Below are 13,975 nucleotides of genomic sequence, written 5' to 3'. Positions count from 1 at the left end.
AGACTTTCGATCGAACTGATTCATGATTTGGATACGCATACGACTCATAGCACGGCTTAGATGTTGAACAATGTGAAAGCGATCTAGAACGATTTTGGCACACGGAAAAAGCTGTTTAGCCAAGTCATAGTAGGGACTAAACATATCCATAGTAATGATTTTTACCTGACAACGAATAGCTCTATCGTATCGAAGAAAGTGATTTCGAATGATGGCTTGTGTTCTGCCCTCAAGAACAGCGATGATGTTGAGTTTTTTAAAATCTTGCGCAATAAAGCTCATCTTTCCCTTGGTAAAGGAGTACTCGTCCCAGGACATAATCTCAGGGAGGTAAGAAAAATCATGCTTAAACCGGAAGTCATTGAGCTTGCGAATAACAGTTGAAGTTGAAATAGACAGCTGATGAGCAATATCGGTCATAGAAGTCTTTTCAATCAACTTTTGAGCGATCTTTTGGTTGATGATACGAGGGATTTGGTGATTCTTCTTGACGATAGAAGTCTCAGCCACCATCATTTTCGAGCACTGATAGCACTTAAAACGGCGTTTTCTAAGGAGAATTCTAGTAGGCATACCAGTCGTTTCAAGGTAAGGAACCTTAGACGGTTTTTGAAAGTCATATTTCTTCATTTTGCTTCCGCAATTAGGACAAGATGGGGCATCATAATCCAGTTTAGCGATGATTTCCTTGTGTGTATCCTTATTGATGATGTCTAGAAACTGGATATTAGGGTCTTTAATATTGAGTAGTTTTGTGATAAAATGTAATTGTTCCATATGATTCTTTCTAATGATGGTTTGCTTGCTTATTTAAAAAATAATAGAAAAAATCAACAAATCTATTGATTTTTGTTTAAACTTAGTTTATACTAGAGATGTACTTAGTTTGGTACATTTATACCTATTTTGGTACAGTTTGGTAAAAATCAGGAGGAGATAAAATGAGAACACATGCAATGACAATTAACCAACCAGTGGTTAAAAATGAAGTAAAAACAGTCAGAAAATGGGGCAATGGACTGGGTATTTTGTTGCCTAAATCTATGATTGATAATTATGGTTTAAAAATAGGTGATGATTTAAAATTTATTTTTGAAAATGATAAATTTGTTGTTGAAAATAACAAAGAAGTATTGAATATTCCAGAATTTTCTTTGGAGGATTTAATGAAAGAGTATGAACTTTATGATAGAGAAGTTTATGATTGGGATGTTTTAACACCAGTTGGTCGAGAAATATATTAAAGCACTTGACAACTGTTTAAACGTAGTTTATACTCTAAATATAATCTTATAGAAAGGAATTTGTTTATAGTATGAATAATAACTCTCATATATCTTGTGATTTGTCTGAATTGGAACAAGGTGATATTATTTGGCTTGATTTTAACCCAAGTATTGGACATGAGCAAGCAAATTATAGACCAGCCGTAGTTATTAGTAAACGAGAATTCAATAGATATGGTCTCGTAATTGTACTTCCTGTTACTACAAAACCAGGTCCAATGAAGGTTGAAATCAATTGCTTGTCTGAGAAAAGCTATGTTATGTGCGACCAACCTAGAACACTTGATTTAGTTGAACGTGAATATAAATTTGATAACGATTGTTATCTAGTTAAGTCAGAATTGGAGCAGGTGTTAGGTCGTTTAAAAGCAGTAATCTTTTAAGATTATTCATAGAAAAAGAGGCTGGGCAAAAGAGAAGGACTTGATGCCTTCTCTTTTTGTGGTATATAATCGAGTGAGGACTTTGTTGGATAGTATAGTGGATTGAATTTAGAATAGTACGCTACGGATTCTAAAACATTTCTAGAAATTAATTTTACTTTCCTAATCAATTTGTTCATATCTTATTTCAATCTACTATAGAAAATAAAAAGTGAACAAGACGATATTTCAGTCCTGTTCACTTTTATGTTATAAGTTATTCTATAGTCTTACAACAACGCCTCAAACTCAGCGACAGTCATGCCTAACTGCTGGCTGGCGAATTCGGAAGTTAAAACATGTTGGCGAACCATGTCTAAGAATGCAAAAAGTTTTCCTTCTTCCCTTCCTTCAACTTTCCCACGCTCCAGTCCCTGTTCAATCCCCTCTGCTCGTCCTGGTTCAAGGCCACGCTCTAAACCTTGTTCAATACCTTCTGCCCTAGCTGTTTCCAAGGCATAGTCCTGTGCTAACAAAGCTTGCTCTTCGCGCATACGTAGTTGGCTAAACATCTTCCTATCCTCCTCGGACCAGCTCTTGTAGTCCAGCAGTTGATCTGCTTGGCTGATGGCTCGCTCAGGTTGCTGGGTAAAGGGCTTATTCCCGAAAAACTCCAACCACGGCTTGCGAACCTCGTCTTTGCTGGTTTCTCTGTATTTTCTTAATTCTAAGAACGCCATCTTGACTAGATGGTGTTCTTGACCGTTATTTGTGATGGTTAAGACCTCACCTGTCGTATCCTCGCGCATGCTAAAGCTATGAAAAGCCAAGTCATCTGAGAAATAATTACTATCCACAATAGCTATTGCGTAAACAGGTGCTATGTGTTTGTAACTCTGATGGGTATCACCTTCTCGTTGACGAATTTTTTCAAGATTCTGATTGACCTGACTGCAAAGGTAAGCCCACAAACGATTGATGAAAAAATTCTGATGATGAACTTGAATTTCAATAATTACCTGGGTTCCATTATCTAGTTCAGCCAAAACATCTATACTGGTATAGAAATCTTGCGCTGAGTAAGGCAGGGAAGGTAATACATGAATATTGCTCCCCTCTAAAATGGTCACATTTTTGGCTGGCAAGTCCAGCATATCGCGAATAAATTGACAAGTGATTTCTGGATTGCTAAAGATTTTCTTAGCAACCAAGTCATTAGTTGGGCTGATGCCCGGATGTCTTAGAATCATCCTTTTCCTCCTTCTATTATAGCACATTTTTTAATCTAGGTTTGCTAGATTCTATGCTTCTATCTATTTATTCGGAAAAGAAATTAAAAGTCTCCTAATTTTTAATCAATTCTTTCTAATGGATATAGCGAATAAATGAATCTTCCCAATTTTTAGTACTATTTTAGAAGTTGTAATGTACTATTCCAATCTCAAATTACTATAAAGTTGATTGAAATAAAAACAAGACAAACATTTCTCGTAAACCGTATTGCAACCACAAAAAAAGCAAGCATTCACAAGAATACTTACCTATCAGGGGAGGAACATCCGTTCCTCTTTTTGCTTACTAAAATTCAAAGAATTCCAGAGCTTTTTTCAAAAGCAAATCCGTATATTCTGGATCTTCTTGGGCAACTTCTATTTCCCACTGAACTTTTTCCAAATCATCTGTAATCACTCCATCTACTCCTAAGTGAAGCGATTTATTGATAGCTTCTGAATCATTGACAGTCCATACATAAAGTTTCTGGTCCGTTGTCCATAGTTTGCTTACAAAGTATTCATCCAAGGTTGAGTACTCCATGGTATATCCTGTCGCCTTTGTTTTAGGAAAAACAGAATTGTAGGGCATGATAAAATAAACTGGCAGTTCGGCATCATACTGTCTTACTTTTTCGACAACATGGTAGTCTAAAGACTGGATTTGATGACCATAAATCTTGAGCTTTGCAGCATAACGGGCTAAAAAGCGGTCCATCATGTCTGGACTATCTTTTTTACTGGTTTTAATTTCAATTAGTAATTTTTGACCAAGTTCGTTGGCTCGACTGAGATAATCTTCAAAGCTTGAAATTTTAGTCTGGTAGCCATTTTCAAAAATATCAATCCCTTTAAGCTCCTCCAAGTTTAAGTCTTGAGGACTTTTATTGATACCTGCTAGATTTTTCAAGTTAGCATCATGCATCATGACAAACTGCCCATCTTTTGTTTCCTGCACGTCCGTCTCCACCAAGTCTGGTTTGAGTTGTGCTGTAGTTTCCAAGGACTCTACTGTATTTTGAATCCCGTTTGCATTGGAAACCCCTCGGTGAGAAATAAGCTGAGGTAGATGAACCATGGGAGCCTCCAGATAAATATAACCTTCTAAGGCAAAGAAAAGACTGGCACAAGTCATGACTCCCCATCGCATGATGTGATCTTTTTCTCTCCGAGGAAGCATATCCAGCTCCTTTCCTGTCAAAAATGAAACAAATTTAACCAAAAAGTAAGTCAGAGCCATATAATAAAGATTTTTAATCACGACAAAATTCAAAATACCAAGAATCAGAGACTCTCTCTGAGTGATGTCATCTACCAAAGTTTGAGCCAATAACAAAGGAATCAAAGGAAGATAAAATAATAAATTTGCCTTGAGCAAGATATAAAATAAATTCCAAGCATAAAAAGCAACTCTTTTCTTGGTTTTCTCCAAGCTAAACATCACTGCTTCTCGAACAGTCAGCTGATCATATACAATCTTCGGAAGGGCAAACATCAATCTGACAGAGACATAGAGAAAGATAAGAGATAGAAGTAGGATGCTCAGCCACCACATCCAATATTTATCTTCTAAATAATCTTGGATAAACTCTGGAATGACGATTTTATTGAGATAATAAATCTTCAGCATTTTCCGTATAAAAGGAAAAAGCATAGCTATATAGAAAAAGATAAACAAGGCTTTGGCGCAGGTCAGTTTTTTCATAAATCCAAAACTTTCATGGAAAACCTTGCGGATATACTCAATTAGTCTCCGCTTTTCATGATAGAGGAGATGGCGAGCACCGATAAAGAGGAGTCCTATTTGAAAATAGGCGACCAGCAGGTTAATGATAATCAAAACCAAAAAAGCTAGACTAATCAATGGAGAATGAGTAAGGATTGCTAAGACATTGTTATAGGAAATAAAAAGATAACCTGTCTGATCTAATAAGAAGCTAGCCAACCATGAATTGAATGGTACCCACAAATACTCCACTATCATAAAAATCAAGAAAAATAGAAAGAGGATTTTATCAAGATTGAGGTAAATCTGTTTAAAACCCAATTTTTTAGGTTTTTCAGGTTTCATAGGCACTCCTAGTCAAATAATTGAGACAAGTCCAAGCCACCAAAAGGATTGTTTGATAGGCTACTTTCTGTCTCTAACAATTCCCTAGCTTGATCTGACTCTAAGAAGGACTCGTACACACGCGCCGTCATCCGAGCATCCTCCAAGCTATTATGGGAATGTCCCTGAAATCCGAGAAATGAGGCAACGGTTTGCAATTTGAGATTGGCAATACCATGTAAATCTGAACTACGACGTTCAAAGGCTTCATCATACAGATCCACCTTGTACTGCTGGCTGTAGTCTAAACCATGGTCTGCTAGAATAGGCAAATCACTTTTAGCTGCATTGTAACCTACCATGGGCAAAGAACCCACAAACTCTTGGAATTCTGCTATAACTTTCTCCACTGGAGGAGCATCTTTTAAGGTCTCAGCTGTAATTCCCGTCAATCCATTGATAAAACTTTTTAGAGGGACGCTGGTATGAACATAGGAATCATAGGCATCGATTTCCTGACCATCTCTAAAACGGACTGCCGATACTTGAATCAAGTGTGTTTGTCCTTCATGCTGATTAAATTCTAAATCAAAAGCAATGTACTCTTCTAATCGTTCCATTCTATACCTCTCCTCTACTGTCTCTGTTCTAATCAACTATACTATTCACAAACAAAAGAAGCCATCAGGTTAGCATGTAACCTAAACAGCTCCTTGATTATCCTCCAAATAAACGAGCAAAAAAGCCTTTCTTAGTGGATTGGACTTCTTCTTTTGCTTGGTCCAGCTCTAGCTTAAGATTTTCTTGATCCTTCATGGCTTGAAGAGTCAATTGTTGTTGCTGATCGAGTTGTTTGTCTTTCTCAGCAATCTGACGGTCTTTGATACGCATCTGCTCGTCTTTTTCTGATAATTGACGATCCTTGGCCTTTAATTGTTCATAGAGACGAAGAATTTCTGCATTCTTTTCGTCCACTAGAATCTCCATCAGTTCACGTTGCTTGACATCTTCACTGACAGGCTCATCTTCAAAAATCGTTTTTTTATAGATTTCTTCTAGCTTAATCAAGCCACTTCTGGTAACGACTGTTACCCCTTTGTCGTTTTTATCTGTGTCTTCTTCTGGTAATTCTTTGACACGGTTATTGATTGCTTGGCGAGATAATCCTAAGACCTCTGCAATCTCACTGACGGTCATTTCAATACTCATAATATCCTCTGAAACGTTTTCTAGCTTTTCTTTACTTAAATCTTATCATAAGCTAGAAAAACTGTCAAATTTCCGCTTAATCTAAGGCCTTCAAAAAGGCTAGTAAGACTTGAGCGGAGCGACGTCCAGCTTCGATAATAAACTCATCAAAAGAGATGTTTGCTTCATGATTGGCATTGTCACTCATAGCTCGGATGACTAAGACTGGAAGATTAAGGGCATGCGCTGCCTGAGCAATAGCTGCTCCCTCCATCTCAACTGCTAAAACTTCTGGGAAATGAGACTTAATCGCTTCTATCTTGTCATTTCCTGCCACAAAACTATCTCCTGTAGCAATTAAGCCAAGGTGCCAGTTTTGATCCAATTGAGATAAACTCTCTTGGATTTTGGCAACAAAGGTTTTATCTGATTCGAAATAAAGCGGTTGTTGCGCCATTTGTCCATAAGCATAGCCAAATGCTGTGACATCCACATCATGATAGGCTAATTTGTCAGCAATCACGACATCCCCAACAGCAATCCCTTCTGCTACTGCCCCAGCTGAACCTGTATTGATAAGAGCATCCACTTGGAAATGATCAGCCAAAATCGCCACACTCATAGCAGACATGACCTTACCAATTCCACTTTCTATAAGAACGACTTCATGAGAGGCAATAGTTCCTGTGTGATAGGTATTCCCCAAAACAACTTGCTCTTGGGCATTGTCTAAATGCTGGACCAAATAAGCCAGTTCTTCTGGCATTGCCGCAATAATTCCTATTTTCATTTCATTTCCTTTTCGATTACAAAAGTTTCATTGCTAAGACAAGCAAAATCAAGAGAAAGATGACTGCAAATAAAATCTTATTCAACTTAGAATTGAAGACATTTCTCTTAGTATTTTCAATACGACGGCTTTTATGAATAGACGGTTCGACCTGAATCTTCAAGGTTTCCTGACTAAAACCATGATCCTTAGGATTGGCATAACCGAAACGGGAAGAAGAGGTTGGTAAAATCTTAGTCTCCTCATTATCATCTAGCAAAGGAGGACCTGAAATTTTTTCGCCTCTATTAGCTCTTTCAATCATTTCATCCGTTAATAAAGGTTTACCCATACTGACCTCCTCTATTTGTGTGCAATTCCCAATACTGAACAGCCATAATTGTCTTGGCATCACAGATATGACCTGATTGGATCAATTCCTTGGCTTCTTCTAAGCTCACTTCAAGAACTTCCAATGTTTCATCCTCATCCTGGGGACGCGGATTTTCCACTTTCGTCAAATCGCTTGCTAGGTATAGTTTTAACTTTTCATTACAAAAGCCAATGGCTGAGTAAAAATCGTACAAGAGTTCTAACTTCCCTGTATAGGCTGTTTCTTCCTCTAATTCACGAAGAGCTGCTGCTATAGGGTCTGTATTTTCTCCTACTTCCAATTTTCCTGCTGGAATTTCGTAAGAGATAGCCTCAATGGCTTTGCGGTACTGCTTGACCAAGATAAGTTTTTGCTCATCCGTTACTGCTAAAACACAGACAGCTCCATTGTGGAAAATCAAATCCCGTTGGGCAACTCCTTTGCCTTCTGGTAATTCAACCTGATCTTGGACCAGTTTAAATATTGGTCCTTGATAGATTTCTTTTCGACTAAGCGTTTTTTCTTCAAATTCCATGATAGGCTCCTATTGATTCTTAGGATGATGAGGAAGACGTGTTGCATATTCGTCTTTGTTGACCTGACGTCCGCGACCAATCGCAATAGCATCCGCTGGCACGTCTTTGGTAATAGTTGAACCAGCCCCAACGAGGGAATTGTCACCAAGTTCTACTGGCGCAATAATGGTTGAATTTGAACCAACAAAGACATTGTTACCGATGACTGTCTTGTATTTATTTTTACCGTCATAGTTGACTGTAATGGTTCCAGCACCGAAATTAACCTTGCTACCCACTTCACAGTTTCCGATATAAGTCAAATGACCAGCCTTGGTATTCTCGCCGATAGAAGAACCTTTCACCTCAACAAAGTTTCCAATATGAACTTGGGCACCTAGACTTGAACCTGGACGAATGTGGGCATACGGACCGACTGTCACTCCATCAGCAACACTACTTTCTTCAATCATAGAGTTGGTAATAACAGCTCCTGCTCCGATAGTGCTGTCCACTACATAAGTACCATTTGTCAAAACAGTCTCAGCACCAATTTTAGTTTGACCTTTCAAGGTAACATTGGCTTCGATTTGAACTTCAGGAGCAATCTCAACATCAATATCGATATAAGTTGCTTCTGGATTGACAAAGCTGACCCCATTGACCATGTGTTGGTGATTGATGCGGCGACGCATAACTGACTCAGCTGTCGCAAGAGCCACACGGTCATTTATACCAAGACTTTCATCAAAATCTTTCAAAGTATAAGCACCAACTTTTTCACCAGCCTCACGGAAAATGCCAATGACATCTGTAATATAGTATTCACCTTGAGCGTTATTGGTATTGATATTTTTCAAAGCCTCAAACAAACGCTCGTTGTCAAAGACGTAAGTTCCAGTGTTGATTTCCTTGATTTGTTTTTCAAAATCTGTGGCATCCTTCTGCTCAACAATGCGAAGAACTTCAGCATTGTCATTACGAACAATTCGTCCATAGCCGAAAGGATTATCTGTTTCAGCAGTCAAGATAGTCGCTACATTCTTATGATTGATGTGGAAATCAATCAAGTTTTTCAAGCTTTCACCAGTGATTAAAGGAGTATCTCCTGCAATAACCAAGGTGTGACCTGACAAACCTTCTAAGATAGGCTCTGTCATCATAACTGCATGGCCAGTCCCTAACTGTTCAGATTGAGTCACAAATTCTGTCTGTCCAGCCAAGACCTGCTCAACCAATTCTGCCTTGTGTCCGACAACTGTTACTGTCTTTTCAGGTTGGATAGCTCCCACACTACGGAAAACATGTTCCAACATAGAAATACCCGCAACCTTGTGCAACACTTTTGGCAAATCAGATTTCATGCGAGTCCCTTTACCCGCTGCTAAAATAATGGCAAAATTTGACATAATCTTCTCTTTTCTGTAGAAATTCCCTTTTATTATACCATATTTCAAATCATTCCGCGCCCTTGAATGAAAAAATGCTCCAAAGTCCTTTCCTTAACCCATTTTTTTTGATTTTTTTTCATTTTTAGGGTAAAATTATGAGATATGAGAAAACAAATTCATCCACTTATTTTATTTGGTTTTTTTGGAATCATAATTTTCATTTTAATCATCAATCGCCCACTTAATGACAACCAATCATTTAAAACAAAATCCAACATAGCGCAGATTGAAGCACAGGCTTTGAAACACTTAGACAAACCGATTATTGACCTCTCTGGCTGGCAGCGTCCTGAGGAAATCAACTACGATGCCCTCTCACAAAATATTTCAGGCGCTATTGTTCGTGTTCACAGCGGTGCTCAAACGACAAAAGAAAATGATGCTTCCTTTATCAATGGAATAGACAAGGCCTATAAGAGTCATATCACTGAACTTCAAAAACGGAATGTCCCCGTTGGGGTCTACGCTTATGTAGCTGGAAAAAGTGTCCAAGAAATGGAAAAAGCCGCTGAGGTTTTCTACAATGCAGCCTCTCCTTACAGCCCTAGTTACTATTGGCTAGACGTAGAGGACAAAACCATGTCCAATATGAACGAGGGTGTTGAAGCCTTTCGAGCAAAATTAGCATCACTAGGTGCTAAAAACATCGGCATCTACGTTGGTGTCTACTTCATGGAAGAACACAGTATTGATACAGGCAAGTTTACCTCTGTTTGGATTCCGTCCTACGGCTCTAACTCAGGATTTTTGGAGAGCAGTCCTAAAACTGATTTAGATTATGATATTCACCAATACACATCTAAAGGAAAAATTGCCGGCTTTGACCACGATTTGGATATCAACGTCATCTCTCCCTTAAAAAACAAAGAAGAAACCTTTAGAAAACTCTTTTTAAAACCTTAAAAGCATTTGTTTAGCATTTGCTTTTTCTTTTTGTGTTTGATTGTGATACAATATAATAAGGATTTTTTGAAATAGAAATAGTTGGAGGAAACATATGCTCTCATGGTTAGCACGCCTTATTAAAGGGATTGTCATTGCTCTTGGATTTATTCTACCGGGAATTTCCGGAGGGGTTCTAGCAGCAATCTTAGGAATTTATGAACGGATGATTGGCTTTCTGGCCCATCCCTTTAAAGACTTTAAAGAAAATGTTTTGTATTTTATACCAGTTGCCATTGGTATGCTTCTGGGAATCGGCTTATTTTCTTACCCGATTGAATACTTGCTTGAAAATTATCAGGTCTTTGTCTTATGGAGCTTTGCAGGCGCCATCATTGGTACAGTTCCTAGCCTCCTCAAGGAATCAACTCGAGAATCTGACCGAGACAAGATTGATTTGGCTTGGTTCTGGGCAACCTTTATCATTTCTGGACTAGGTCTCTATGCCTTAAATTTCATCGTTGGAACCTTAAGTGCAAGCTTTCTTAATTTCGTCCTAGCAGGGGCACTATTGGCTCTTGGTGTATTAGTTCCTGGCCTCAGCCCATCAAATCTACTTTTGATTTTGGGTCTCTATGCTCCTATGTTGACTGGTTTTAAAACCTTTGACCTCTTGGGTACCTTCTTCCCGATTGGAATCGGGGCAGGTGCCACTCTCATCGTTTTTTCAAAATTGATGGATTATGCCTTAAACAACTACCACTCACGCGTCTATCATTTCATCATCGGTATTGTCCTATCAAGTACCCTTTTGATCTTGATTCCAAATGCAGGAAACGCTGAAAGTATCCAATACACCGGCCTCTCACTTGTTGGCTATGTCATCATCGCCTTCTTCTTTGCACTGGGAATCTGGCTTGGTATTTGGATGAGCCAATTGGAGGATAAGTATAAATAATGGCAAAAAAAGTTAAAATCAAAAAAACATTGGTGGAACAAATCCTATCTAAAGCAGGTATCCCACATCAGGGGATTCAAATCAATGCCCTGGAAGGAGAACTTCCGCAAGGTTATGAACGAGATCAGATTTTCAAAACCTTAGCTCTTTTGGGAGATAAAACAGGACCGATTATCGGAATTGTGCCCATCACTAAACACTTGTCGGAAAAGAAACTCGCCAAAATTTCTGGCAATAAAAAAGTGAGCATGATTCCACAAAAGGACTTGGAAAAAACAACAGGTTATATTCATGGAGCAAATAATCCTGTCGGAATTCGTCAGAAACACAATTATCCCATTTTCATCGATAAAATTGCTCTAGGGTTGGATCAAATGATTGTCTCTGCAGGCGAAGTGGGGACCAGCATTATCGTCGCGCCACAAGACTTGGCTAGCTTTGTAAAGGCTAACTTTGCAGATATTTTGGAGGACAGCCAAGAATGAAACTCTATTTTGTCCGCCACGGCCGCACCGTCTGGAACCAAGAAGGACGCTTTCAAGGTGCTAGTGGCGATTCTCCCCTTCTTCCTGAATCCATTGAAACCCTAAAACAACTTGGCCAATATCTCAAGGAAATTCCATTTGAACAGATTTATGCAAGTGATTTACCTCGAGCTGTCAAATCTGCCGAGATTATCCAAAGTCAATTCCAGACCCCCTGTCCTTTAGAAAGTGTTCCTAATCTCCGTGAATGGCAGCTGGGGAAGTTGGAAGGTTTGAAAATCGCAACCTTGGAAGCTATTTACCCACAACAAATCCAGGCTTTCCGTACGAATCTTGCCAAGTTTGACACTCAAATGTTCGAAGCCGAATCCCTCTATAGCACAACTCAACGGACCATCCAATTTATCAAATCACTCAAAGATAGTCCGGTTGAACGTATTCTAATTGTCGGCCACGGCGCTAATCTTACTGCCAGTCTTCGTACTCTTCTAGGCTATAAAGAACCTCTTCTTCGTAAAGATGGTGGTCTAGCAAATGCCAGCCTGACCATTCTTGAAACCCTTGATTTTGAAACATTCACTCTCGATACTTGGAATGATACTTCTTATCAATCATAATTATAGCCTAGCCTTCTGAACTAGAACCATAGGAGATATAGTCAGTTGAAACAAAAATAAGACAAAAGAGCCTCGTAAAAAGGTATTGCAACTTGCCAATACCTTTTTGATATGAACACGTGTCTTCTCAACAGGATTGTAGAGCAAAATGAAATAAGAACTGAATAATGTGATTTGAGAATTTAAATCAATTTATAAGAATGTTTTAGAAACAGTGATGTACTAGTTCAGATTCACTTTTCTATACTAATACTCTTCGAAAATCTCTTCAAACCGCGTCAACGTCGCCTTGCCGTACTCAAGTACAACCTGCGGCTAGTTTCCTAGTTTGCTCTTTGATTTTCATTGAGTATAAGATGAGTAGGGAGGAAGAGGTAAAAGTTTATGCCCAAACTCTTCACATAAGAACTCTAGCTTACCCATTCTATGGAATCTTGCATTATCCATTAAAACTTCCAGACTCATACTCTTCTAAAATCTATTCAAACCACGTCAGCTTCACATTATATATGTTGGCGACCTCATAAGTTTTATCTGCAACCTCAAAGCTGTTCTTTGAGCAGCCTACAGCTAGCTTCCTAGTTTAATCTTTGCTTTTCACTGAGTAGCAAGTTAAAAAAATGAGGCTGGTCAAAAAGTCTTTGAAATCAAAAAACGCATAATATCAGGTATTGAAAACCTTGTACTATGCGTTTTATTGTGGGAAAATTTACTTCATTTTTTCCTGAAGTCGAGTTTTTTCCCTGACTCATTGATTTGGACTATTCGTTTGATGAACTACTGCTTGAGCTTGAATCTCCGCCACCGATATATTGGGTGAAGATATTTTGGAAGGCTTGGTCTTTGACCTTGATATTAGCTGCTTGCAATTCTTTTCCGATAATGCTTTGAACAAATGTTGAATCATTTTGTTTTTGAGTCAAGATAACAGTTTTTAATTTTTCTTTGTAGTCATCGATGTTAGATGATTTTTCTGTTTTCTTAATGAGTTTTACAATGTAATATTGGCTACTGTAGGCTTGTGTGCCAGTTGCTGTAATCACATCAGAAACACCGTTTACATCTAAAGCAAAAGCAGCTTTTTTAACTTGTTCCGGTACTTCTGTTGAAGCAGAGTCAAAGGTGATTTCTCCACCGTTCGCTTTAGTTTTCTCATCAGTTGAGTTATCTTTAGCTAATTGAGCAAAGTCTGCATCACTAGCCTTAGCTTTTTCAAGAACTTCTTTGGCCTTATCTTCATTATCAAGACGGATGATTTGAACCGTTACATCTGGAGTGTACTCGTCAAAGGCCTTCTTGTAAGCATCATCTGTCAATTCTGCTTCTGCTGCCTTCTTAACTGCCAACTCAACCAATTTACTTGTACGAATTTGAGCTTTACGTGTTTCAAGGGTCATTCCTGCTTGTGACAAGACACGTTGGTAGTTTTCGCCATATTGTTTTTCTTCTTCTGCAATGGTATCATCAACCTCTTTATCATCAAGCTCTGACCCATATTGTTTTTCAAAAACTTTTTGGATGGTCATATTTAGCAAGACTTGTTGGGCTGACGGGTTGCTTTTCACTTGCTCATAAAATTGATGTTCTGTGATGACATCCCCCTTCATGCTGATAAGGTCTGCTCCTTCTGAACCTTTCGAACAAGCTACTAAAGTGGCTACTGATAATAGTGTAATGGCACCTGCCAATAGTTTTTTCTTCATGTCTACTCCTTTGAGATAAGTGTTACTCTATCTATTTTACTATATTTTCTTAAATTTTTCTGAAA

Annotated in this window: 16 protein-coding genes and 1 pseudogene; 6 read left to right on the top strand and 11 right to left on the bottom strand. The window is 38.5% G+C overall.

The window, feature by feature from the left end:
• The coding region (locus WKI23_RS05140; protein ID WP_368079176.1) for an ISL3 family transposase at positions 1–777 on the bottom strand (777 nt) is incomplete at its 3' end.
• A 164-nt stretch (positions 778–941) separates the two neighbouring features.
• Here WKI23_RS05140 and WKI23_RS05135 point away from each other — a divergent pair.
• Together WKI23_RS05135 and WKI23_RS05130 are read left to right on the top strand one after the other, a co-directional pair.
• Positions 942–1,244, top strand: coding sequence for an AbrB/MazE/SpoVT family DNA-binding domain-containing protein (locus tag WKI23_RS05135; RefSeq protein ID WP_368079175.1), 303 nt, complete (start codon positions 942–944; stop codon positions 1,242–1,244).
• 71 nt (positions 1,245–1,315) lie between these two features.
• Positions 1,316–1,669: a type II toxin-antitoxin system PemK/MazF family toxin gene (locus WKI23_RS05130; protein WP_368079174.1), complete on the top strand. Its 354-nt coding sequence runs from the start codon at positions 1,316–1,318 to the stop codon at positions 1,667–1,669.
• 269 nt (positions 1,670–1,938) lie between these two features.
• Here WKI23_RS05130 and WKI23_RS05125 read toward each other — a convergent pair whose 3' ends face one another.
• The 8 genes from WKI23_RS05125 to glmU form a co-directional block, all read right to left on the bottom strand.
• The gene (locus WKI23_RS05125) at positions 1,939–2,898 is read right to left on the bottom strand and encodes an Rpn family recombination-promoting nuclease/putative transposase (protein ID WP_368079173.1); all 960 of its coding nucleotides are present in this window, start codon (positions 2,896–2,898) and stop codon (positions 1,939–1,941) included.
• A gap of 328 nt (positions 2,899–3,226) precedes the next feature.
• Positions 3,227–4,990 (bottom strand): glycerophosphodiester phosphodiesterase, encoded by a 1,764-nt coding sequence (locus WKI23_RS05120; RefSeq protein ID WP_368079172.1) that lies wholly within the window; start codon positions 4,988–4,990, stop codon positions 3,227–3,229.
• A gap of 8 nt (positions 4,991–4,998) precedes the next feature.
• The gene (locus WKI23_RS05115; RefSeq protein WP_368079171.1) at positions 4,999–5,589 is read right to left on the bottom strand and encodes a 3'-5' exonuclease; all 591 of its coding nucleotides are present in this window, start codon (positions 5,587–5,589) and stop codon (positions 4,999–5,001) included.
• Positions 5,590–5,686: 97 nt separating this feature from the next.
• Complete coding sequence (rocS, locus tag WKI23_RS05110) at positions 5,687–6,178, bottom strand: chromosome segregation protein RocS (RefSeq protein WP_000021242.1); 492 nt, start codon at positions 6,176–6,178, stop codon at positions 5,687–5,689.
• A 76-nt stretch (positions 6,179–6,254) separates the two neighbouring features.
• Positions 6,255–6,947: a 5'-methylthioadenosine/adenosylhomocysteine nucleosidase gene (locus tag WKI23_RS05105; protein WP_368079170.1), complete on the bottom strand. Its 693-nt coding sequence runs from the start codon at positions 6,945–6,947 to the stop codon at positions 6,255–6,257.
• A 16-nt stretch (positions 6,948–6,963) separates the two neighbouring features.
• A complete protein-coding gene (gene macP / locus WKI23_RS05100; protein ID WP_000517865.1) occupies positions 6,964–7,278 on the bottom strand; it encodes a cell wall synthase accessory phosphoprotein MacP in 315 nt (104 codons plus the stop codon).
• Positions 7,271–7,834, bottom strand: coding sequence for an NUDIX hydrolase (locus WKI23_RS05095; RefSeq protein WP_368079169.1), 564 nt, complete (start codon positions 7,832–7,834; stop codon positions 7,271–7,273). Before WKI23_RS05095 ends, macP begins: the two co-directional genes overlap by 8 nt.
• A gap of 9 nt (positions 7,835–7,843) precedes the next feature.
• Positions 7,844–9,223: a bifunctional UDP-N-acetylglucosamine diphosphorylase/glucosamine-1-phosphate N-acetyltransferase GlmU gene (gene glmU, locus WKI23_RS05090; RefSeq protein WP_368079168.1), complete on the bottom strand. Its 1,380-nt coding sequence runs from the start codon at positions 9,221–9,223 to the stop codon at positions 7,844–7,846.
• Positions 9,224–9,367: 144 nt separating this feature from the next.
• On the opposite strand from glmU, the gene WKI23_RS05085 reads away from it, so the two are divergent.
• The 4 genes from WKI23_RS05085 to WKI23_RS05070 all read left to right on the top strand — a co-directional run bounded on the left by WKI23_RS05085 (position 9,368) and on the right by WKI23_RS05070 (position 12,207).
• Positions 9,368–10,168, top strand: coding sequence for a glycoside hydrolase family 25 protein (locus WKI23_RS05085; protein WP_368079167.1), 801 nt, complete (start codon positions 9,368–9,370; stop codon positions 10,166–10,168).
• Positions 10,169–10,262: 94 nt separating this feature from the next.
• Positions 10,263–11,105, top strand: a complete 843-nt coding sequence (locus WKI23_RS05080; protein ID WP_368079166.1) for a DUF368 domain-containing protein — start codon at positions 10,263–10,265, stop codon at positions 11,103–11,105.
• Entirely contained in the window at positions 11,105–11,590 is a 486-nt protein-coding gene (locus tag WKI23_RS05075; RefSeq protein WP_368079165.1) for an aminoacyl-tRNA deacylase, read from the top strand. Before WKI23_RS05080 ends, WKI23_RS05075 begins: the two co-directional genes overlap by 1 nt.
• Positions 11,587–12,207 carry a histidine phosphatase family protein gene (locus WKI23_RS05070; RefSeq protein WP_368079164.1) on the top strand — a complete coding sequence of 207 codons (621 nt, stop codon included), beginning with the start codon at positions 11,587–11,589 and terminating at the stop codon, positions 12,205–12,207. The genes WKI23_RS05075 and WKI23_RS05070 overlap by 4 nt, the downstream gene beginning before the upstream one ends.
• Before the next feature lie 357 nt (positions 12,208–12,564).
• Here WKI23_RS05070 and WKI23_RS05065 read toward each other — a convergent pair.
• Positions 12,565–12,660, bottom strand: a pseudogene (locus WKI23_RS05065) (IS630 family transposase); the annotation flags it as partial.
• A 308-nt stretch (positions 12,661–12,968) separates the two neighbouring features.
• Positions 12,969–13,910 (bottom strand): peptidylprolyl isomerase PrsA, encoded by a 942-nt coding sequence (prsA, locus tag WKI23_RS05060; protein ID WP_368079163.1) that lies wholly within the window; start codon positions 13,908–13,910, stop codon positions 12,969–12,971.
• Positions 13,911–13,975: the final 65 nt, after the last annotated feature.

This window comes from Streptococcus pseudopneumoniae (assembly GCF_038148955.1).
Taxonomy (GTDB): Bacteria; Bacillota; Bacilli; order Lactobacillales; family Streptococcaceae; genus Streptococcus; species Streptococcus pseudopneumoniae_T.
Note: the sequence above shows the minus strand (reverse complement) of the source record. Positions and strands in the feature narration are given on the sequence as shown.

What these genes read in the sequence shown, in the direction of transcription:
- WKI23_RS05115 (WP_368079171.1), bottom strand. Translation starts at nt 5,589, where the DNA reads ATGGAACGATTAGAAGAGTACATTGCTTTTGATTTAGAATTTAATCAG.
- WKI23_RS05070 (WP_368079164.1), top strand. Translation starts at nt 11,587, where the DNA reads ATGAAACTCTATTTTGTCCGCCACGGCCGCACCGTCTGGAACCAAGAA.
- macP (WP_000517865.1), bottom strand. Translation starts at nt 7,278, where the DNA reads ATGGGTAAACCTTTATTAACGGATGAAATGATTGAAAGAGCTAATAGA.
- prsA (WP_368079163.1), bottom strand. Translation starts at nt 13,910, where the DNA reads ATGAAGAAAAAACTATTGGCAGGTGCCATTACACTATTATCAGTAGCC.
- WKI23_RS05085 (WP_368079167.1), top strand. Translation starts at nt 9,368, where the DNA reads ATGAGAAAACAAATTCATCCACTTATTTTATTTGGTTTTTTTGGAATC.
- WKI23_RS05135 (WP_368079175.1), top strand. Translation starts at nt 942, where the DNA reads ATGAGAACACATGCAATGACAATTAACCAACCAGTGGTTAAAAATGAA.
- WKI23_RS05130 (WP_368079174.1), top strand. Translation starts at nt 1,316, where the DNA reads ATGAATAATAACTCTCATATATCTTGTGATTTGTCTGAATTGGAACAA.
- WKI23_RS05080 (WP_368079166.1), top strand. Translation starts at nt 10,263, where the DNA reads ATGCTCTCATGGTTAGCACGCCTTATTAAAGGGATTGTCATTGCTCTT.
- glmU (WP_368079168.1), bottom strand. Translation starts at nt 9,223, where the DNA reads ATGTCAAATTTTGCCATTATTTTAGCAGCGGGTAAAGGGACTCGCATG.
- WKI23_RS05120 (WP_368079172.1), bottom strand. Translation starts at nt 4,990, where the DNA reads ATGAAACCTGAAAAACCTAAAAAATTGGGTTTTAAACAGATTTACCTC.
- WKI23_RS05075 (WP_368079165.1), top strand. Translation starts at nt 11,105, where the DNA reads ATGGCAAAAAAAGTTAAAATCAAAAAAACATTGGTGGAACAAATCCTA.
- rocS (WP_000021242.1), bottom strand. Translation starts at nt 6,178, where the DNA reads ATGAGTATTGAAATGACCGTCAGTGAGATTGCAGAGGTCTTAGGATTA.
- WKI23_RS05095 (WP_368079169.1), bottom strand. Translation starts at nt 7,834, where the DNA reads ATGGAATTTGAAGAAAAAACGCTTAGTCGAAAAGAAATCTATCAAGGA.
- WKI23_RS05105 (WP_368079170.1), bottom strand. Translation starts at nt 6,947, where the DNA reads ATGAAAATAGGAATTATTGCGGCAATGCCAGAAGAACTGGCTTATTTG.
- WKI23_RS05125 (WP_368079173.1), bottom strand. Translation starts at nt 2,898, where the DNA reads ATGATTCTAAGACATCCGGGCATCAGCCCAACTAATGACTTGGTTGCT.